The sequence below is a fragment of the Micromonospora sp. NBRC 101691 genome (assembly GCF_030269285.1).
In the GTDB taxonomy this organism is placed as follows: domain Bacteria; phylum Actinomycetota; class Actinomycetes; order Mycobacteriales; family Micromonosporaceae; genus Micromonospora; species Micromonospora echinospora.
Genome location: NZ_BSTB01000019.1, coordinates 150952 through 169647 on the forward strand (window position 1 = coordinate 150952; position 18696 = coordinate 169647).

The 18696-nt window shown below is 73.3% G+C and carries 16 protein-coding genes; 14 read left to right on the forward strand and 2 right to left on the reverse strand.

From position 1 onward, the window contains the following. From QSK20_RS25265 to QSK20_RS25275, 3 genes are all read left to right on the forward strand, one after another. Nucleotides 1-729, forward strand: a complete 729-nt coding sequence (locus QSK20_RS25265; protein ID WP_285791097.1) for a hypothetical protein — start codon at nucleotides 1-3, stop codon at nucleotides 727-729. An 85-nt stretch (nucleotides 730-814) separates the two neighbouring features. Then, the gene (locus tag QSK20_RS25270) at nucleotides 815-1792 is read left to right on the forward strand and encodes a nucleoside triphosphate pyrophosphohydrolase (protein WP_285791098.1); all 978 of its coding nucleotides are present in this window, start codon (nucleotides 815-817) and stop codon (nucleotides 1790-1792) included. A gap of 34 nt (nucleotides 1793-1826) precedes the next feature. Beyond that, the gene (locus QSK20_RS25275) at nucleotides 1827-3440 is read left to right on the forward strand and encodes a DUF885 domain-containing protein (RefSeq protein ID WP_285791099.1); all 1614 of its coding nucleotides are present in this window, start codon (nucleotides 1827-1829) and stop codon (nucleotides 3438-3440) included. A gap of 113 nt (nucleotides 3441-3553) precedes the next feature. On the opposite strand, the gene QSK20_RS25280 is transcribed toward QSK20_RS25275, so the two are convergent. Next, nucleotides 3554-4246 (reverse strand): hypothetical protein, encoded by a 693-nt coding sequence (locus QSK20_RS25280; protein ID WP_285791100.1) that lies wholly within the window; start codon nucleotides 4244-4246, stop codon nucleotides 3554-3556. 219 nt (nucleotides 4247-4465) lie between these two features. On the opposite strand from QSK20_RS25280, the gene eno reads away from it, so the two are divergent. From eno to QSK20_RS25330, 10 genes are all read left to right on the forward strand, one after another. After that, the gene (gene eno, locus QSK20_RS25285; protein ID WP_285791101.1) at nucleotides 4466-5749 is read left to right on the forward strand and encodes a phosphopyruvate hydratase; all 1284 of its coding nucleotides are present in this window, start codon (nucleotides 4466-4468) and stop codon (nucleotides 5747-5749) included. A gap of 35 nt (nucleotides 5750-5784) precedes the next feature. Continuing rightward, nucleotides 5785-6423, forward strand: a complete 639-nt coding sequence (locus QSK20_RS25290; protein WP_285791121.1) for an FtsB family cell division protein — start codon at nucleotides 5785-5787, stop codon at nucleotides 6421-6423. 125 nt (nucleotides 6424-6548) lie between these two features. Next, complete coding sequence (locus tag QSK20_RS25295; protein WP_285791122.1) at nucleotides 6549-7106, forward strand: DUF501 domain-containing protein; 558 nt, start codon at nucleotides 6549-6551, stop codon at nucleotides 7104-7106. Beyond that, entirely contained in the window at nucleotides 7103-7615 is a 513-nt protein-coding gene (locus QSK20_RS25300) for an amino-acid N-acetyltransferase (protein ID WP_285791102.1), read from the forward strand. The genes QSK20_RS25295 and QSK20_RS25300 overlap by 4 nt, the downstream gene beginning before the upstream one ends. 173 nt (nucleotides 7616-7788) lie before the next feature. Continuing rightward, nucleotides 7789-9099, forward strand: coding sequence for a hypothetical protein (locus tag QSK20_RS25305; protein ID WP_285791103.1), 1311 nt, complete (start codon nucleotides 7789-7791; stop codon nucleotides 9097-9099). A 137-nt stretch (nucleotides 9100-9236) separates the two neighbouring features. Continuing rightward, nucleotides 9237-10175: a Ppx/GppA phosphatase family protein gene (locus tag QSK20_RS25310; RefSeq protein WP_285791123.1), complete on the forward strand. Its 939-nt coding sequence runs from the start codon at nucleotides 9237-9239 to the stop codon at nucleotides 10173-10175. Nucleotides 10176-10349: 174 nt separating this feature from the next. Further along, the gene (locus tag QSK20_RS25315) at nucleotides 10350-11909 is read left to right on the forward strand and encodes a glycosyltransferase family 39 protein (RefSeq protein WP_285791104.1); all 1560 of its coding nucleotides are present in this window, start codon (nucleotides 10350-10352) and stop codon (nucleotides 11907-11909) included. A 39-nt stretch (nucleotides 11910-11948) separates the two neighbouring features. Then, a complete protein-coding gene (locus QSK20_RS25320) occupies nucleotides 11949-13274 on the forward strand; it encodes a glycosyltransferase family 2 protein (RefSeq protein WP_285791105.1) in 1326 nt (441 codons plus the stop codon). Then, nucleotides 13267-14346 carry a glycoside hydrolase family 26 protein gene (locus QSK20_RS25325; RefSeq protein ID WP_285791106.1) on the forward strand — a complete coding sequence of 360 codons (1080 nt, stop codon included), beginning with the start codon at nucleotides 13267-13269 and terminating at the stop codon, nucleotides 14344-14346. The genes QSK20_RS25320 and QSK20_RS25325 overlap by 8 nt, the downstream gene beginning before the upstream one ends. 33 nt (nucleotides 14347-14379) lie before the next feature. After that, complete coding sequence (locus tag QSK20_RS25330; RefSeq protein ID WP_285791107.1) at nucleotides 14380-15882, forward strand: GH39 family glycosyl hydrolase; 1503 nt, start codon at nucleotides 14380-14382, stop codon at nucleotides 15880-15882. A 14-nt stretch (nucleotides 15883-15896) separates the two neighbouring features. Here the strand turns inward: QSK20_RS25330 and mycP (QSK20_RS25335) are convergent, their stop codons facing one another. Then, on the reverse strand, nucleotides 15897-17042 hold the full coding sequence (mycP, locus tag QSK20_RS25335) for a type VII secretion-associated serine protease mycosin (RefSeq protein WP_285791108.1): 1146 nt from the start codon (nucleotides 17040-17042) through the stop codon (nucleotides 15897-15899). Nucleotides 17043-17175: 133 nt separating this feature from the next. On the opposite strand from mycP (QSK20_RS25335), the gene mycP (QSK20_RS25340) reads away from it, so the two are divergent. Next, complete coding sequence (mycP, locus tag QSK20_RS25340; RefSeq protein WP_285791109.1) at nucleotides 17176-18441, forward strand: type VII secretion-associated serine protease mycosin; 1266 nt, start codon at nucleotides 17176-17178, stop codon at nucleotides 18439-18441. The last annotated feature ends 255 nt before the right edge of the window (nucleotides 18442-18696 follow it).

Sequence of the window (18696 nt, forward strand, 5' to 3'; positions counted from 1 at the left end):
ATGCGTGCTCGCCGTCTTGTCGCCGTCGCCAGCGTGGCGGTCGGCCTCGTCGCCCTCTCCGGTTGCCGTTCCGAGCCCGGGGTCGCCGCCTACGTCGGCGACCAGCGGATCACCGAGGAAGCGGTGACCCGCATCCTGGACGAGCTGCGGGACGACGCCGCCGCGTCGACCCCGGAGCAGCCGGCCCCGGACCAGCCCGCCGGCCAGCCGGGCGCGCCCGGCGAGCAGCGGCTGCCGAGCCGTGGCGAGGTGGTCAGCACCCTGGTCCTCGGTGACGTGTGCAAGCGGCTCTCCGCCGACAAGGGCTACCGCCCGCAGACCCAGGTGCCGGTCGAGCAGGTCAGCCAGCAGCTCGGCTACCCGACCGACACGACGTACCCGCAGCGGGTGGCGGAGTTGTACACCTGCCTCTCCGGGGTGCCCTCCGGCCAGCCGGTCGCGCCGAGCGAGCAGGAGATGACCGACCTGGTCGAGGCCGGCAAGGCAGCCGGCGCCATCCCGGCGGAGGTGACCGTCGAGCAGGCGGCGACCCAGCTCGACGGGGAGCAACTGCGCACCGCGCTGGCCACCCGCAACGCGCTCGCCGAGGCGGTCGAGGGATACGACGTCACGGTCAACCCGCGCTACCGTCCGCTGTCCTTCCCGGTGCTCAGCTTTGCCGGCAACGTGGCGGCGGTCAGCGTGCCGCTGGGTGAGGCCGGCTCCGACGCGGTGACCGACGCCGCCTGAGCATGACCGCTGTGACGCCCACGACCACCCGGCCCCCGAGGACCGCCGGGCGGGTCGGCGGGGCGGCGACCACCCGGGAGGACCGATGACCGGGCGGATCGTGCTGCTGGTCACCTCGCCCCGGCTACCGGCCGGGCTGCTGACCGCCGCGGCCTGGGACGTCGTACGCGCGCATCCGGTGCTGACCGGCGCGGAGAGCGCGGTGACCACGGCGCTGCGGACGACGGGCGCCGAGGTCACCGTGGTCGACGGAGCGGCCACCCAGGCGCTGCTCGACGCGGCGGCCCGGCACGGCACCGTGGTCTGGTTGGCCGGCCCGACTGGCGACGAGACGCTCGCCCGTGAGCTGGGCCTGCGTCTGGCCCGGGAACCCGGCCTGGCCGAGCTGGAGCTGATGTACGGCTCCTGGGACCCACCGGGCGCGCGACTGCTGGACGCGGTCGAGGTGATGGACCGGCTCGCCTCGCCCGGCGGTGACCCGTGGAAGCGGGCGCAGACCCACCGCAGCCTCTCCGGCTTCCTGCTGGAGGAGTGCTACGAGGCGTACGACGCGATCAGCGCGGGGGACACCGACGCGCTCCGGGAGGAGCTGGGTGACGTGCTGCTCCAGGTGGTGCTGCACGCCCGGCTCGCCGAGGAACTGCCCGAGGACGAGCGGTGGGGCATCGACGACGTGGCCGGTGGCCTGGTCGACAAGATGGTCCGGCGCAACCCGCACGTCTTCGCCGGTGCCGAGGCGGGCACCCTGGAGGAGATCACCGCGAACTGGGAGCGGATCAAGCGGGCCGAGAAGGCCCGGGACTCGGTGCTGGACGGCATCGCCATGAGCCAGCCCGCCCTCGCCCTGGCCGCCAAGATCCTGGAACGCGCCGGGCGGATCGGCCTGGCCGTGCCGCCTCCCGTGCCCGCCGGGGACACCGACCCGGAGACCCGACTCGGCGCGGAACTGCTGCGGATCGTGGCCGAGGCCCGCGCCGCCGGCCTGGACCCGGAGGCCGCCCTCCGCCGGGCCACCCTCGCCCACGCCGCCACCATCCGCGCCGCCGAGCCGCCGACGCACTGACCCCGGTGGGCGGCCGGGCGGCTAGGGTCGGGGGATGTTCACCGAGCGGGCCGAACGGATCGTCGACGCGTTGTTGGAGAGTCGCCCGGAGCTGGCCTCCGGCGCGGGGGACCACCGGTACGACGACCGGCTGCCGGACTGGTCCGCCGACACCGTCGCCGCCGACCGCCGCATGCTGACCGAGGCCGCGCACGCGCTCGCCGAGGTGGACGGCGACTCCCTCCCAATGGAGGAGTCGGTCGACCACGCCCTGCTCACCGCTCTGGTCGACCGGGAACTCTTCGAGTCGACCGAGATCCGGGCGCACGAGTGGGACCCGTTGCGCCACAACCCCGGCCTGCTGCTGCACGCCCTGCTGTCCCGTCCGTACGCCCCGGTCGAGGTGCGGCTGACCCACCTGGCCGGGCGGTTGTCGGCCGTACCCGACGCGTTGGCGACCGCACGCGCGACGCTGCGGGACATGCCACGTATCCACGCCGAGACGGCGGTCGGGCAGTTCACCGGCACGGCGGCGCTGGTGCGTCAGGAGGTGCCGGCGCTGCTGGCGCAGGCCCCCGCGCTCGGCGACCGGGTGGAACCGGCGGCGCGGGCGGCGGTGGCCGCGCTGGAGGAGTTCGCGGACTGGCTGCGGGCCGGGCTGGTCGCCGACGACGGGCCGGGCCCGGACCCCCGGCTCGGCCGCCGCCGCTGGGAGGCCCGGCTCTGGCACACCCTGGACACCGAGCTGACCGCCGCCGAGGTGCTGCGCCGGGCCTGGGCCAACCTGGAGCGGGTGACCGAGGAGATCCGCGTGGCGGCCGTCGAGCTGGTCGGCGGCCCGGCCGACGACGAGACGGTACGCCGGGCGCTGGACCTGCTCGCCGCCGAGCACCCGGACGACCACACCATCGTCGACCTGGCCTCGATCACCCTCGACGAGGCCACCGACTTCGTCCGGGCACACGACCTGGTCTCGCTGGTCGACGACCCGTGCGTGATCCAGGAGATGCCCGAGTTCGCCCGGGGCGTGGCGGTGGCGTACTGCGACTCGCCCGGCGGGCTGGAGACGGCGGACCTGCCCACGTTCTACTGCATCGCGCCGACCCCGGCGGACTGGCCGGCGCAGCGGGTGGAGTCGTTCTACCGCGAGTACAACGATCACATGATCCGCAACCTGACCGTGCACGAGGCGATGCCGGGACACTTCCTCCAGCTCGCCCACGCCCGGCGGTACGCCGGCGGCACCCGGGTTCGCGCCCTGGCCCGCTCCGGTCCGTTCGTCGAGGGCTGGGCGGTCTACGCCGAGGAGCTGATGGCCGCCGCCGGCTTCGGTGGCCTGCCGGTGCGGTTGCAGCAGCTCAAGATGCAGTTGCGGATGACCATCAACGCGTTGGTCGACCAGTTGACGCACTGCGAGGACCTGCCCGAGGCCGAGGCGATGGCGTTGATGACCGGCCGGGGCTTCCAGGAGGAGGGGGAGGCGGCCGGCAAGTGGCGGCGGGCGCTGCTCACCTCGACGCAGCTCTCCACGTACTTCGTCGGCTACGCCGAGATCGCGGAGATCGCTGCGGCCCGCCCGGCGGAGATGCCGGCGCGGCGCTGGCACGACGCGATGCTCGCCCACGACTGCCCGCCCCCGCGCCATCTGCGCACGCTGCTCGGGGTCTGAGCCCGCCCACTGCCCCGCAGGCGGCGGTGGCCGGGTTCCGACGGTGGTTGCAGGGGACCCTTCCTACCGCATTTTGACGAGGAAGGGCCCCCGGCAACCACCCGGGCAGCGGGTCAGCTCCGGCTGGGACGGCGGTCGACCACGCCCGCGCCGGGCGGCAGGTCGAAGGCGGCGTCGTCGACGGAGTCGCGGATGCTGCTCAGCGCCAGCTCGGTCGGCTTGCCCTCGACCGTGCCGGTGAAGCTGCCCAGCACGCCGTCGCTGGTGACGCAGGCGGTGAACGGGGACACCTCGGCGGAGCGGACGTCGACGCAGGTGGCCGGATGCCCGGCCAGCGTGGTGTCGCTCTGCTCGATGACCGCGTTCGGGTCGAGGGCGGCGGTGGTCAGCAGGCCCATGACCGCCGGTGGGGTGACCATGCCCCGCCGCTCGGCCTCGGTGAAGACGGCCACCGAGGGGCGGTTGGCCGGGGTCGGCGGCACGGTGAGCGTGCACACCGGCTTGCCGGTGGTCTGACAGGTGGCGAGGGATTCGGCGCTGACGCTGATCTTGCCGTCGGGGTACGTGTACGCGGTGCGGACCGGGTCCCGGGACTGGGCGATGGACACGGTGCGACCACCGGGTAGCTGGTACTCGGCGGAGTAGGTCAACTCGTGCGCGCTGTCCAGTCGGGCGGCCAGTTCGTTGACGAGGTCACCCCGGCCGATCACGCGTCCGGTGTCCTCCAGGGCCTGGCAACCCGTGACGGTGAGCGACGCGACGACCGAGACGGCGAGCACGCGAAGAACAGTCGAGGCGGCGGGCATGATGCTCAGCCTTGCCGATCGGGTCCACCGATCGCAAACCGGTTGCCGGTTGAGCGGTGAGAATCCGGGAATGTCCGCCGGAACCACCACCGGTGGTACACCGGGCGACGCGGTGCCCACGAGCGTCGCCCGATACGCTGCGTTCAACGTCTGCCTCAGCCGCACCGTCGCGGCCCTACCGGACCGGACACTCTCACACGAACAACGAGGAGCGACTCAGTGGCAACCATCGAGGGAATCGTCGCCCGGGAGATCCTGGACTCGCGGGGCAACCCGACGGTCGAGGTCGAGGTCGGCCTGGACGACGGCACGGTGGCCCGCGCCGCGGTGCCCTCCGGCGCCTCCACCGGCGCCTTCGAGGCGATCGAGCTGCGCGACGGTGACTCCGACCGCTACCTGGGCAAGGGTGTCGAGAACGCGGTCGCGAACATCGAGGACAAGATCGTCGACCAGCTCGTCGGCTACGAGGCCAGCGAGCAGCGGCTGATCGACCAGAAGATGCTCGACATCGACGGCACGGACAACAAGTCCGAGCTGGGCGCGAACGCCATCCTCGGTGTCTCGCTGGCGGTGGCGAAGGCGGCGGCCGGCAGCGCCGAGCTGAGCCTCTTCCGCTACCTGGGCGGACCGAACGCGCACCTGCTGCCGGTGCCGATGATGAACATCCTCAACGGTGGCGCGCACGCCGACTCGAACGTCGACGTCCAGGAGTTCATGATCGCGCCGATCGGCGCGCCGAGCTTCCGCGAGGCACTGCGCTCCGGCGCGGAGGTCTACCACGCGCTCAAGTCGGTGCTGAAGAAGCAGGGCCTCTCCACCGGCCTCGGCGACGAGGGCGGCTTCGCCCCGAACCTGCCCACCAACGCCGCCGCGCTGGACCTGATCGCCGAGGCGGTCGAGAAGGCCGGCTACCGGGTGGGCAGCGACATCGTCTTCGCCCTGGACGTGGCGGCGACGGAGTTCTTCGACAACGGCACCTACACCTTCGAGGGCTCGCCGAAGAGCGCCGAGGAGATGAGCAACTACTACACCAAGCTCGCCGGCGACTACCCGATCGTGTCGATCGAGGACCCGCTGGCCGAGGACGACTGGAGCGGCTGGGCCACCCTGACCGCCGCGGTCGGCGACCGGATCCAGATCGTCGGCGACGACCTGTTCGTCACCAACCCGCAGCGGATCGCCCGCGGCATCGCCGAGAAGGCCGCGAACGCGGTGCTCGTCAAGGTCAACCAGATCGGCTCGCTCACCGAGACCCTCGACGCGGTCGACCTGGCCCACCGGGCCGGCTTCAAGTGCATGATGAGCCACCGGTCCGGCGAGACCGAGGACACCACGATCGCCGACCTGGCGGTGGCCACCGGCTGCGGCCAGATCAAGACCGGCGCCCCCGCCCGTTCCGACCGGGTCGCCAAGTACAACCAGCTCCTGCGGATCGAGGAGGAGCTGGCGGACGCGGCCCGGTACGCCGGTGCGGGTGCCTTCCCGCGCTACCGTTCCGCCTGACGGCGCGTGACGCGTCGGGGAGGGGTGTGACGACGATGCAGCCGCGCCGCACACCGGGCGGGCAGCGTCCCACCCGCCGGCCGGGTCACCCCGGCCGGCCGGGTGGGGCCCGCGTGCGGACCACCGGCCGGGAGGGCGTCCGCGCCGAGTCGCGGGGCACCACCGGTCGCGCTCCGGGCACCGCCCGGGGCGCCGAGGGCGTACGCTCGGCGAGCCGTCCGGCGGCCCGCCGGACCGCCGCCGGTGGCACCGTCAAGCGGCTCTCCGCACCCCGTCCCCGGCGCTTCACCGGGCGGGCCACCGTGCTCTTCGCGGTGCTGATCGCGCTCGCCCTCGGCTACACCTACCCGGTCCGGGTCTACCTCGACCAGCAGGCCGACATCGAGCGGATGGAGGCGGCCCAGGCCGCCCAGCGGGAACTGATCGAGGATCTCTCCGTCGAGGCGGCCAAGTGGCAGGATGCCGCGTACATCGAGAGCCAGGCCCGGCAGCGGTTCTTCATGGTCTACCCGGGCGAGGTGCCGGTGCTGGTGCTGAAGGGCCGGTCGGCGACCGACCCGGGGACCGGCGGCCCCCTGCCGCCCCGGTCCGAGCGCCCGCGCAGCGACGACCCGTGGTACGACACGCTCTGGTCGAGCATCGAAGCGGCCAACGCCGAGCGCCCCGACCGGTGAGACCGGCGACGCCACGACTGGTGAGACCGGCGACGCCCCGACGGGTGCCCGCGACGCCGGACACCCGACCCGACCCCGACCCGGCAATCCGGACGACCGAACAGCACCGACGAGAGATGACGACCGTGACGCTCGTACCCCCGCCGGAGCCGGCTGCGGACTCCGTGCCCCCGCCGCAGCGCGAGCCGGCGACCGAGGCCGACCTGGCGGCGGTGGCCGCCCAGCTCGGACGCCCGCCCCGGGGCACCCGCGCGGTGGCCCACCGCTGTCCGTGCGGCCTGCCCGACGTGGTGGAGACGACCCCCCGCCTGGCGGACGGCACCCCGTTCCCGACGCTGTTCTACCTCACCTGCCCCCGGGCCACGGCGGCGTGCAGCCGGCTGGAGTCGGCCGGGCTGATGAAGGAGATGGCCGAGCGGCTCGCCACCGACCCGGAACTGGCCGCCCGCTACCGGGCGGCGCACGAGGACTACCTCGCCCGGCGGGAGGCGATCGGCCAGGTGCCGGAGATCGCCGGCATCTCCGCCGGGGGCATGCCGGGGCGGGTGAAGTGTCTGCACGTGCACCTCGGGCACGCCCTCGGCGCGGGACCGGGGGTGAACCCGTTCGGCGACGAGACGCTGGCGCTGGTGGAGAAGTGGTGGGCCGCCGGGCCGTGCGTGGACGTGCCGGCGGACGAATGAGCGCCGAGGGGTACGTCGTCCGACGGGCGCGCACCGGGGACGTCCGGGGCATCCGCCGGCTGGTGGACACGTACACCGACGACCGACGGCTGTTGAGCAAGGCCACCGTCACCCTCTACGAGGACGTGCAGGAGTTCCGGGTCGCCGAGCGGGTCGCCGACGGCGCGCTGGTGGGCTGCGGCGCGCTGCACGTGATGTGGGAGGACCTCGCCGAGATCCGGACGGTCGCGGTGGACCCGGCGTGCCGGGGACAGCGGCTCGGCCACCGGATCGTCGCCGAACTGATCGACGGTGCCCGCGAGCTGGGGGTGGCGCGGATCTTCGTGCTGACCTTCGAGACCCGGTTCTTCGGCTCGTTCGGGTTCGAGGCGATCGACGGCGCGCCGGTCCCGCAGCCGGTCTACGAGCAGCTGCTGCGCTCGTACGACGAGGGTGTGGCGGAGTTCCTCGACCTGGAACGGGTCAAGCCGAACACCCTCGGCAACACCCGGATGCTGCTGCGCCTGTGACGCCCGGCCGCCGGCTGGGGTGGTAGCAGGGGTCCCCTGTTACCGCTTTCTGCCGAGCAGGGGCCCCCTGCAACCACCCCGGCTGCAACCACCCCGGCCGCGACCACCCCCGCCCCCGACCACTCACCGCCGCCCTCCGTAGCCGCTTGACGCGTCCCGGCATCCTGGTCCCCGTGATCGTTCTCCGTCGGATGGTCGGGGTCGCCGCCGCGTTGTTGAGCCTGGCCGCCCTGGTCGGGGTGGTCCGCCTGGTCGCGCCGGCCACCGCCGCCGGCGGCGAGCCACCCGGAGTGGCCCGCCAGTTGGCCTTCCTACGGGCTGCCCTCGACGACGGCACCGGCGAGGACGCCCAAGCCCTCTTCCCCGAGGGGTACTTCTTCGCGCACGTCCTCTACGGGCTCGCCCGGGTGGAGTTGGGCATGCGCGAGCCCGCCCGTCGGGAGGAGTCGGCGCGGGAGGCCCGCTGGGCGTTGGCCCGACTGGAGTCACCGGCCGGGGTGGCTCCGTTCAGCCCGGAGCTCACCCCGCCGTACGGGGTGTTCCACCAGGGCTGGACGAACTGGCTGCGTGGTGGGGTGCTCGCCCTGGCACCGGCGGAGCGCCGCGACCCGGCCGAGGTTCGTCGGTTCGCCGAGGCCTCCGCCGCGCTCGGCGCGGCCTTCGACGCGTCGGTCACCCCGTACCTGGCCGCCTACCCGCAGCAGGCGTGGCCGGTGGACTCCACCGTGGCGGTCGCCTCGCTGCGGCTGCACGACACGCTGCTGCCGCCCCGCTTCCGGGGCACCGTCGACCGGTGGCTCGACGGCGTCCGGCAGCGGCTGGACCCGCGTACCGGGCTGCTGCCGCACCGGGTCGACCCGGTCACCGGCGCGCCGGTCGAGGTGGCCCGGGGCACCTCGCAGAGCGTCATCCACCGGTTCCTGCCCGAGATCGACCCGATCTTCGCCCGGCAGCAGTACCTCGCGTTCCGGGACCGCTACCTGGTCACGCCGCTCGGGCTGGGCCCTGCGGTGCGGGAGTACCCGGCGGGGCTGGACGGCCCGGGGGACGTCGACTCGGGTCCGCTGCTGCTCGGAGTGAGCCTCTCGGCCACCGTGGTCACCCTCGGCGCGGCCCAGCGGCACGGCGACCACCGGCTCGCCGGGGCCCTCGCCAACTACGGCGAGTTCGCCGGGCTGCCGGTGCAGACCCCGTGGACGAAGCGGTACGCCCTCGGGGCGATGCCGATCGGGGACGCCTTCCTGGCCTGGGCCAAGACCAGCTACCCGTGGATGCCGGACACCACGTCCCAGCCGACGCTGTCGGCCGGTGTCCCGTTCTGGTGGCGGCTGCCGCTGCTGTCCCTGCTGGTGGCGGTGGGTGTCGCGCCGTGGCTGCCGGTGCTGGTCCGGCGGCACCGTCGGCGGCCCGGTTCGTCGCCCGCCGGTGGGGGCGTGCCCGCCGGTGAAGGTGTGCCGGCCGTCGTCGGTGGCGGCTCGCCGTAGGCCGGTGGCGGCTGAGGGCTCGTCGTCCGCCGGTGGCGGCCGGTCGGCTGTCGTCGGTGGAGACCTGCCGGCGACCGCCGCCGGTCCGCCGGCAGCGGTCCGACCGCTGCCGTAGGGTTGCTGCCGTGACGACGCGCGTGGCGGCCATCGACTGCGGCACCAACTCGATCCGACTCCTGATCGCCGACCTGCCGGACCCGTCGGCCGGGCCGACGGCACCGCTGACCGACATCACCCGACGACTCGAGATCGTCCGGCTCGGTCAGGGGGTGGACCAGACCGGCCGACTCGCCCCCGAGGCGATCGAGCGGACCCGTGTCGCGTTGGCCGGGTACGCGGCGGAGATCGAGAAGCAGGGCGTGGACCGGGTGCGGATGTGCGCCACCTCCGCCTCCCGGGACGCCTCGAACGCCGCCGACTTCCGGACGATGGTGGAACGGACCCTCGGCGTCGCGCCGGAGGTGGTCACCGGCGACGAGGAGGCCCGGCTCTCCTTCACCGGCGCGGTGCGCGGGCTGCCGACCGACGCCGAGCCGCCGTACCTGGTGGTCGACATCGGCGGTGGATCCACCGAGTTCGTCCTCGGCACCCGCGAGGACGGCGTCGAGGCGGCGATCTCGGTGGACATCGGCTGTGTCCGGATGACCGAGCGGCACCTGCACGGGGACCCACCCACCCCGGCAGAGGTGGCCGCGGCCGAGGCGGACGTCGCGGCGGCGGTGGACCGGGCGCTCACGGTCGTGCCGGGGCGGCGGGCCGCCACCCTGGTCGGGCTCGCGGGTTCGGTCACCACCGTGGTCGCCATCGCCCAGGGCCTGCACGAGTACGCCCCGGAGCGGATCCACCACGCCCGGGTGTCGTACGAGACCGTGGCCGGGGTGACCGCCGACCTGCTCAGCCGGACGCGCGCGGAACGGCTGGCGATCCCGGTGATGCATCCGGGCCGGGCGGACGTGATCGGGGCAGGCGCCCTGGTGCTCCGCGTGATCATGGAGCGCGCCGGGATGTCCGCGTTGGTGGCCAGCGAGCACGACATCCTCGACGGCATCGCCTGGAGCATGCAGCCCGGTCGTTAGGCCTGCTCCGACCTGCCCGGATGCCTCCGGGTATCGACGCCGGACGGTGCCGGTGCGGATCCCGAGGTGGTCCTACCAGGTGCTGCGGCTCCCGGACGGCTGTGGTCACCGGCCGACGCGTGACGCCGGTCGAGTACCCTGGCGCTGGCCCGAGCCCCTCACTCGGAAAGCGCCATGGCTGACGACAGAGACCGCACGCTGATCATTCCGCGTGTGCGGATGGTGGAGACCCCCACCGAGTTCCGACCGACCGACGGGTGGGTCGAGGGGGCAGCGCCGGAGCCGGACGACCCCGGTGACCGGGGCGGGCGTTCCCTCGCCCGGCTGGCGTGGATCGTCCCGACCCTGCTGATGGCCGTCCTCGGGTTGGCCCGGGTCACCTGGCCGGCGCTGTGGGGCGACGAACTCGCCACTTGGGGCATGGCGCGGGCTTCGTGGGGCGACCTGTGGGCCGTCCTGCACAACTTCGACGCGGCCAACGGTCCCTACTACGCGCTCATGCACCTGGTGACCGGCCTGCTCGGCGACTCGGAACTGGTCCTGCGGCTGCCGTCGATGCTCGCCATGGCCGGGGCGGCCGGTCTGGTCGGGGCACTGGGCACCCGGCTGGCCAGCCCCCGGGTCGGGTTGACCGCCGGCCTGATCTTCGCGGTGCTGCCGAGCACCTCCCGGTACGCGCAGGAAGCCCGTCCGTACGGGCTCGCGATCTTCGCCGCCGTGCTCGCCACCTGGCTGCTGGTCCGGGCGATCGACCGGCCCGGCGCCCGGCGGTGGGTGCCGTACGTCGGTGCGGTGGCCCTGCTCGGACTCACCCAGTTCGTCGGGTTGCTGCTGCTCGCCGGGCATGCGCTGGTGGTCCTGCTGATGCGGCCCCGGTCGGGCTGGGCCTGGCTGGTCGCCGCGTTGGTCGGGACGCTGCCCGCGCTGCCGGTGCTCCACCTGGCCCGGTCCCAGCGGGCCCAGGTGGCCTGGATCCCGGAGGCGACCCTCGACCGGGTCGCGGACCTGCCCGGCGGGCTGACCGGCGACGCCCTGATCGGCGGGGTCGTCCTGGCCCTGGCGCTGGTCGGGACGTCGTTGCGCCGACCGGCGGTGGTCTACACCGCGTGGGCGTTCGTGCCGGTGCTAGCGCTCTACGCGATCAGTCAGGTGACCCCGCTCTGGCTGCCCCGGTACCTGCTCTTCGTGCTGCCCGCCCTCGCCCTGCTGGCGGCGACCGCGCTCAGCCGCGCGCCGGTGCTGCGCGGGCTGGCGGTGGTGGTCGTGGTGGCTCTGGTCGGCCTGCCGACCCAGGTCGACCTGCGCGAGACCGACGGGCACGGCCAGGCGAGCCGGGATCTGGGCACCCTCCTGCTGGAGCAGGGCCGCCCGGAGGACACCGTGCTCTACGGCGGCAACGTCGGCGGCGACCAGTGGGTGGCCCGGGACGCGGTCGCCCGGTACACCCGGGCCGGGAGCCCGCCCCGGGACGCGCTGCTGGCCCAGCCGCCCCGCACCGGGGGCTCGTTCACCGGCCGGGAGTGCGCCGACGTCGCCCGCTGCTTCGGCAAGCCCGAGCGGGTGTGGGTGGTCCGCACCGGCCGGCAGGACGACCCGCTGCGCGGCCTCGGTGACCTGAAGGAACCGGTGCTGCGCAGCCAGTACGACGTCGACCGGGTGTTCCGGCCCACCGGCTACACCGTGGCGCTGCTGCTGCGGCGCCAGGTGGGCAGCGAGCAGCAGCCGGTCCGGTGACCACCGGTCGAGCCGTCGTCGAGTTCGGGGAGAGCTGACATGCTGGCGTTCCTGCTCCAGGTGAACTCCTGGCTGAGCAAGGGACAGCTGTACCTCTTCGCCCTGTTCATGATGATGATCTGGGCGTTGTGGCTGGTACGCGTGGTGCTGTCCGCCTCGTACCGGCCCTGGAAGGCGCCGTACCGGACGACGACCTCCGTGATCATTCCGGTGGTGGACGAGACCGAGGAGCTGTTCCGGTCCGTGCTGGACCGCATCCTGGAGCAGCGTCCCACCGAGGTCATCGTGGTCATCAACGGTCCCCGGAACACCACGCTGGAGAAGGTCTGCGCCGAGGTCGGGGTGCGCTGGGCGTGGACGGAGATCGCCGGTAAGCGCAACGCGCTCCAGGTGGGGGTCGGCATGGCGACCGGTGACATCGCCGTGCTGGTCGACTCGGACACCATCTGGACCCGGAACACCCTGTCCGAGCTGATCAAACCGTTCCGCGACCCCCGGGTCGGCGGGGTCACCACCCGGCAACGGATCCTCAACCCGGAGCGCACCGTGCTGACCCGGTGGGCGGACTGGCTGGAGAACGTCCGCAACGAGTACTCGATGCCGGCGATGAGCGTGCTCGGCACGGTGGGCTGCCTGCCGGGACGGACCATCGCCTTCCGCCGGTTCATCCTGGTCCGCACCATGGACCGGTTCCTCAGCGAGAAGTTCCTCGGGGTGTTCCTCGAGGTCAGCGACGACCGGACGTTGACCAACTACACGTTGCAGGCCGGCTTCCGGACGGTGTACCAGTCGACCTCGCTGGTCTACACCGACGCGCCGCTGCAACTGCGGAAACTGGTCAAGCAGCAGTACCGCTGGGCCCGGGGGTCGCAGTACAACACCCTGCGGATGCTCGGCTGGATGGTCCGCCGGACCCCGGTGCTCGCCACCTTCTACGTCGCTGACATCGTGGTGCCGTTCGTGCTGGTCGGCTCGTACTTCTCCTGGGCGTTCTCGGTGCTGGTCGGGGAGACGGTCACCATCTACGACGAGCTGCGGCTGCCGGGCAACCTGGCCGGATGGCGGCTCATCGGGGCGATCCTGGCGCTCAGCGCGGCGATGACCATCCTCTCGTTGATGATCCGCTTCGCCCGGCACTTCGCCTTCCGGCCCCGGGACCTGCTCTACCTGCCGGCGTTCATGATGATCAACACGTTCGTGCTGATGCCGGTCCGGGTCGTCGGCTTCTTCCGGATGGCCCACAACGCCGGGTGGGGCACCCGGGCCGGCGGCTTCCAGGGCGAGAAGCGGCGCAACCCGCTCGTCCTGGTGCCGTACCTGTTGGGAGGGGCGATGCTCGTGGCGTCGGTGCTGCTCGGTGTCTGAACACACCCGGCGACGGCCTCGTCAGTTCCAGCTCTGGATGGCCGCCAACACCGCGGTGCTGCTCCTGCTCAGCGGCTGGGTGGTGCACAGCGCCTCCGGTGCTCCGCCCACCGTCGCGCCGTCGGCCGGCCCGCCCCCGTCGGCGGTGCCCGGCGAGGGCGCGTCCGGTGGCCGTACCCGGATCCCGGCGAAGAAGGACATCATGTCCGCGCCGGGCCACCGGTTCGGGCTGAGCGCACCACACGTGCCGTGGTCACAGCCGGAGATCGACGCCATCGCCGCGAAGGCCGGCGCGCGACCCACCCTGCTCCAGTACTTCGTGAAGTGGACCGAGGAGTTCCGCCCGGAGAGCGTCGACGCGGCGTACGGCAACGGCGGCGTCCCGGTGATCTCCTGGGAACCGTGGAGCGGCAGCGAACCGGGCCTCGACCAGCCGGCGTACGCGCTCCGGCGGATCGCCGCCGGGGAGCACGACGAGTACCTGACGCGCTTCGCCACCGCCGTGCGCGACCACCGGTGGCCGATCGGGCTGCGCTTCGCGCACGAGATGAACGGCTCGTGGTACCCGTGGTCGGAACAGCGCTCCGGCAACCGGCCGGGGGAGTACGTGCGGGCGTGGCGGCACGTACACGACGTCTTCACCCGGGTCGGCGCGACCAACGTCATCTGGATCTGGAGTCCGAACATCATCCGGCCGGTGCCGAAGGTCAGCCTGAAGGCGCTCTATCCGGGCGACCGGTACGTCGACTGGATCGGGCTGGTCGGCTACTCGACGGGCGAGCGGACCGCCACCGCACTGTTCGGACCGACCCTGCGCAAGCTCCGCGCGTTCACCGACCGGCCACTGCTGATCACCGAGACGGGCAGCCGGCCGGAGGAGTACCGGCTGCCCTTCATCCGCGACCTGTTCGGCTGGTTGAACCGCCGCACCGACGTCGTCGGGTTCATCTGGTTCGAGTACGACCGGGTCGACGGTGGCAGCGGTGACTGGCGCTTCACCACCCAACCCGACGCGGTCGAGGCGTTCCGGACCGGCCTCGCCCGGCTGACGCTCGCACCGCCACCGGCCTGAGTCGTCAGTCGGGAGACCGAGAGGAGGTGCCGGGTGCGAACACCGATCCGGCTCGGCCTGCTGGCCGGTTTCATGATCGTGGTGAGCCTGCTGACCGCGGCGGTGGCACTGCGCGAGCAGACCGACACCCCGGACGAAGCCGGCGGCCAGGGCGCCGACGCGGCCCCGGCGACGGGGACGACGGCACTGGTCACGGTGGACGCCGGGGCGTCCCGGGGGCAGCTCAACAACCCGGCCTCCTACCACAACCAGGCCGGTCCGACCACGCTGCTGGGACCGGGGGATCTCCAGCTCGTGCGGGACCTGCGGCCGACCCTCACCCGGGTCTGGTCGGCGCCCGCCGCCTACCACGACCCGAACACCGACCGGTACGACTACGACCCCGCCGGCCAGGGCAGCGGCAGCATGTACGGCTACCTGGACCAGGTGAGCGGCTACTCGGGCGTGCTGATGATGAACGTCGACCAGTGCCGGCGGGAGCTGATGACCCGCGCCACGCCGCAACGCTGCCGGGAGGTGCTGCGGAACGGCATCCGCCACTACAAGCAGCGCTACCCGGGCCTGCGCTACGTCGAGATCTTCAACGAACCGGACCGGCCCTGGAAGACCCGACCGGACGAGCCCCGGGCCATGTCGGCGGCCGAGTACTACGACTGGTACCGGATCGGATACCAGATCGTCAACGAGGTGAACGCCGAACTGCGGCCGGCGCAGCCGCTGCGGGTCGGCGGGCCGGTCACGCACACCTTCAACGAGAGCTACATCGAGGAGTTCCTCGACCGCTACCGGGACGACGCCGATCCGGCCAAGCGGCTCGACTTCATCTCGTACCACCAGTACCAGCGGCGTGACGACGTGGCCGCCGTCGCCGCCGAGAAGAGCACCGTCCAGCGTTGGCTGCGCGAGCGGGGCCTGGACGACCGCATCCCGACGTTCGTCACCGAGTACGGCGTCTTCCCGGGCGGCAACGGCGCTTCGTCGTTCACCGAGGACCTGCTCACCCACGCGGCGGCGATGGCCACCCTCGGCTACTTCTACCTCGAGGGCGGCACGGACATGCCGATGCACTGGGTCTTCAACCACAGCAGCAACGACCGGAAGTCGATGTTCGTCGACGGCGCGGACGGCGCGGTGTACCCGTACTACAACCTGGTGCGGATGCAGCGGATGCTGAAGAAGGTCCGGGTTCCCGCCGGTTCGGACGCGATCACGCCGGCCGGTCTCGGCGTCAACGCCCTGGCGACGCGGGACGCGTCCGGGATCGCCGTGCTCGCCACCAACTACCAGTGGACGAACCGGGTCACGCACGGCGTCACCGTCAACGTCGGCAACCTCCCGGCGGAGTTCGCCGGCCGGCGCATCCGGGTCGAGCGTTACCTGGTGGACGCGGTGACCAGCAACTACACGCACGATCCGGCGACGTCGTCGCTCCAGCGGGTGCAGCGCTACACCCTGGACCCCGCCGGCACGGTCAGCGCCACCTTCGACCTGACGCCGAACGCGATGTCCCTGCTCGTACTCACCCCGGTGGACTGAGCCGGGCGGACCGCCTACCGGCCCGCCGCGCGGTTGCTCCGCCGGAGCACCAGCAGCACCACGACCAGCACCACCAGGGCGGCCACCACCAGCAGCCCGATCACCACCGGGACGAGCGGGCCGAGAGCGAGGCCAGCGCGTCCGCCGGTCTCCTCCGTCGCCTCGGCCGCCGGAACCGCGCCCAGCGGGTTCGCGTCCACCGGGGGCACGTCGGCGGTCAGCGCCCGGACCAGGTCGAGCCGGCCGAAGCCGTACCGGTCGTCCCGGCCGGACGGACCGGCGTCCCGGGCGGTGGATACCAGCCGGTTGACCACCTCCGCCGCGCTCGCCTCGGGGTAACGGGCCCGGACCAGCGCCGCCGCCCCGGCCACCAGCGGCGCCGCCGCGCTCGTACCGTCCACCGTGACGTAGCCGCCCTCGGTCAGGTCCGACCAGCGGCCGGCGGTGGTGGAGACATCCACGCCGGGCGCGGTGATGGCGATCTCGCCCCGGGTGCCACCCGACCACGGCTCCCCGTCCCGGTCGGTCGCGCCCACCGCGATCACCCCGGGCAGTCGCGCCGGATAGAGCACCCCGGTGTCGCCCTGCTCGGCGTTGCCCGCCGCGGCGACCACCACGACGTCCTTCGACTGCGCGTACCGCACCGCCTCGTCCAGGGCGGAACTGGTCGTGGGGCCGCCGTTGGAGATGTTCACGACCGTCGCGCCGTGGTCGACCGCGTACCGGATGCCCTCCGGCAGGTTGCTGCCGCCGAAGGTGTTGGTCGCGACGGTTACCGGCAGGATCCGTGCATCCGGAGCGATGCCCAGGGCCCGACCGTTGCCGCCGCCCCGGGCCGCGATCAGCCCGGCCACCCCGGTCCCGTGGTTGCGTTCGTCGACCTGGCCCTTGTCGTCCCGGCCGATCAGCCGCCGGCCGTCGAGGATCCGGCCGGCCAGGTCGGGGTGCGCCGCGTACACCCCGGTGTCGACCACCGCGACGATGACGCCCGCACCGGTGGAGATCCGGTGTGCCTCGCCGACCCGCAGCGCGTCGAGGTGCCACTGCCGCTGAAGCGGCGGCGCGGCCACGGCGGGCACCGGCGTCCCGACGACGGTCAGCGCGAGCCCGGCCACGCCGGCCAGCACGCTCCGGCGCAGGGCCGACAGCCGCGCACTCATTCGTCTCTCCTCGTCGATCGCCACGCCTGGTCGCCGGTGACCCTATCGGACGGTGACCGGAGCGTTCCGCCCCGACGCGCACCCCGACCGCCCGACCGCCCGGCCCGGTCACCACCTCGGTAACCTGGGGCCCGTGCACGGACGCTCCGGGAACCGCCGCCCGCTCCGGGCGCATGCCGCGCGAGGACCGGCCCGGTGGCGGGCGATGTTCTGCGGTGCCGTGGTCGCGCTGCTGGCGACGCTCGTCGTACCCCCGACCCCGGCTCGTGCCGCGCCCAAGTGCGGCCCGGCCGGCGAGAACGCCCCCACGGCGACGCCGTGGCCGCTACGGCGGTTGGAGCCGTCGGCGGCCTGGCGACTGACCCGTGGTGGTGGCGTCGTCGTCGCCGTCATCGACTCCGGAGTGTCCGCCACCCATCCCGCCCTGCGTGGGCAGGTCCGTGCCGGGCGGGACTTCAGCGGCCTGCCACAGCGTGACGGGCAGTGCGACCTGGCCGGGCACGGGACCATGGTGGCGGGCATCATCGCCGGCCGGACGGAGGCCGGGACGCCTTTCACCGGTATAGCGCCGGCCGCCCGGATCCTGCCGATCCGCGTGCTGCCGGACACCCGGCGCACCAACGACGAGAGCCTGCCCGGCCAGATCGCCCAGGCCATCCGGTACGCGGTGGACAACGACGCCGAGGTCATCAACCTCTCGCTGGAAACCCTGCCCACCCCGCAACTGGCCGCCGCCGTCGAGTACGCCCTGGACAACCGGGTCGTGGTGGTCGCCGCCGCCGGCAACCAGCAGCAGCAACGGGACCAGCCCGCCTACCCGGCCGGCTACCCCGGGGTGATCGCCGTGGCCGGCGTCGACGAGCAGGGAGGTCACGTCGGCACCTCGATCAGCGGCGACTACGTCGACATCGCCGCGCCCGGACACAACATCGTCGCCCCGGCACCCGGTGGTGACGGCTGGCTCACCGAACCCGAGGGGGGCACCAGCTTCGCGGCGGCGTACGTCTCCGGGGCGGCCGCGCTGGTCCGCGCGATGTACCCCGAACTCAGCCCGGCGCAGGTCGCCAGCCGGCTGACCCGTACCGCGGACGCCCCGCCGGAGGGGCGCAACGACCAGGTCGGGCACGGCGTGGTCAATCCGTACCGGGCGGTCGGCAGTCTGCTCGGCACGCGCGACGATCCGCCGCTCGGGGCGATGGCCGAGCCGGTGCCCGTGCCGGACCCGTGGAGCCAGGACCGGATCGTGGCGATCTGGGCCGCTGCCGTCGGCGCGCTCCTCGCGGTCGTCCTGCTGGTGTCCCGGCCGGTCATCCGCCGGGGCCGGCGGCGGGGCTGGCGGCCGGGCCGGAGACGACTCGACGCCCCGGACGACCCCGGCCCCGCAGCAACGAGGGCCTGACCCCGGCACCCTTCCCGCGCGCCACGGCCTGCTCACCCCGTCGCCTCCGGGCAGCCGCCGCGCCACACCGGCTGGTTGCGTCGCTCCACCGCCCGCGTGGTTGCAGGGGTCCCCTGCTCCGCAAAAAGCTTGGGTTCTAGTGGTGGTTGCAACACCTGACGTGTGCAGGGGTTGTGGTGTTCGGGTTGCGTGGGGTGCGGGCTCCTCAGGGTCGGGTGAAGTTGTCTGCCGAGCGGCAGGCTTATCTTGATCTTG

What these genes read in the sequence shown, in the direction of transcription:
- QSK20_RS25275 (WP_285791099.1), top strand. Translation starts at nt 1,827, where the DNA reads ATGTTCACCGAGCGGGCCGAACGGATCGTCGACGCGTTGTTGGAGAGT.
- QSK20_RS25300 (WP_285791102.1), top strand. Translation starts at nt 7,103, where the DNA reads ATGAGCGCCGAGGGGTACGTCGTCCGACGGGCGCGCACCGGGGACGTC.
- QSK20_RS25270 (WP_285791098.1), top strand. Translation starts at nt 815, where the DNA reads ATGACCGGGCGGATCGTGCTGCTGGTCACCTCGCCCCGGCTACCGGCC.
- QSK20_RS25280 (WP_285791100.1), bottom strand. Translation starts at nt 4,246, where the DNA reads ATGCCCGCCGCCTCGACTGTTCTTCGCGTGCTCGCCGTCTCGGTCGTC.
- QSK20_RS25290 (WP_285791121.1), top strand. Translation starts at nt 5,785, where the DNA reads ATGCAGCCGCGCCGCACACCGGGCGGGCAGCGTCCCACCCGCCGGCCG.
- QSK20_RS25315 (WP_285791104.1), top strand. Translation starts at nt 10,350, where the DNA reads ATGGCTGACGACAGAGACCGCACGCTGATCATTCCGCGTGTGCGGATG.
- QSK20_RS25265 (WP_285791097.1), top strand. Translation starts at nt 1, where the DNA reads ATGCGTGCTCGCCGTCTTGTCGCCGTCGCCAGCGTGGCGGTCGGCCTC.
- QSK20_RS25320 (WP_285791105.1), top strand. Translation starts at nt 11,949, where the DNA reads ATGCTGGCGTTCCTGCTCCAGGTGAACTCCTGGCTGAGCAAGGGACAG.
- mycP (WP_285791108.1), bottom strand. Translation starts at nt 17,042, where the DNA reads ATGAGTGCGCGGCTGTCGGCCCTGCGCCGGAGCGTGCTGGCCGGCGTG.